At 61.2% G+C, this 237-nt stretch carries 1 protein-coding gene; it reads right to left on the bottom strand.

From position 1 onward, the window contains the following. Positions 1–158: SDR family NAD(P)-dependent oxidoreductase (locus tag RRF55_RS27885; protein ID WP_439419284.1), on the bottom strand; the 158-nt coding region annotated here is incomplete at its 3' end. Between the last annotated feature and the right edge of the window lie 79 nt (positions 159–237).

The raw sequence follows: 237 nt of genomic DNA on the forward strand, positions 1-237 counted from the left end.
TTGATGGCAACGGCGACCTCTTCGCACGGCCCGGCCTTGCGCGAGGAGATGACGACGCGCGCGCCGTGTTCGGCCAGACGCTCGGCGATGGCCTTGCCGATGCCCTTGGAGGAGCCGGTGATGACGGCGACCTTGCCGCTCAGATCGAACAATTCCATGCGTTAACCTCCTTTTACCGCCCGTTTATCCGCGCGGACCCTAGCCGTTAGCCTTCGTTAACGTGATACTTGATCGATT

Source organism: Klebsiella sp. K47 (assembly GCF_051858335.1).
GTDB classification, from domain to species: domain Bacteria; phylum Pseudomonadota; class Gammaproteobacteria; order Enterobacterales; family Enterobacteriaceae; genus Klebsiella; species Klebsiella pneumoniae.